We start from the raw sequence: 448 nt of genomic DNA on the forward strand, positions 1-448 counted from the left end.
CTCCAGCGAGGTACTCTCAATCACCCGCAGAGCCCTTCGCATGTCGCCCTTACCAGACGTCCCCCCATCTGAACTTGCCACCAGTTTGGAGCAGGCTCTTCATAGTGATCTCGGACCCTTGGCCCCGGGCATGACCTTGGCAGATTTTTCCCCGCCGGCTCGACTGGCTGAGATGAACTTCGAACTTGCCATGACCCCGCACGGACGATCGACCACCATGACAGACCTAGCGTCCCTCCTCTGCGATCCGAGTCTGGTGCCACCCGACGATCCCATCAGCGGCTACGGCGAAATATTGGCCCATATCCCCAATGGCGACCAGGCGCTACGCGGCTTTCTCACGGGTTCGATCGATGCTGTCTTGAGGCGACCCGATGGTCGTCATCTAGTTGTCGATTACAAGACGAACCGAATTCCTGGAGTCCACAAGCTCAGTCCTCATATGTAT

The 448-nt window shown here is 57.8% G+C and carries 1 protein-coding gene; it reads left to right on the forward strand.

Annotated features, from left to right (window positions below; all coding sequences use genetic code 11):
• Positions 1 to 172: 172 nt before the first annotated feature.
• Positions 173 to 448: PDDEXK family nuclease (locus G8O24_RS47150; RefSeq protein WP_210324920.1), on the forward strand; the 276-nt coding region annotated here is incomplete at its 3' end.

Origin of the sequence: Bradyrhizobium campsiandrae, assembly GCF_014529705.1 — a bacterium.
Lineage (GTDB): Bacteria > Pseudomonadota > Alphaproteobacteria > Rhizobiales > Xanthobacteraceae > Bradyrhizobium > Bradyrhizobium campsiandrae.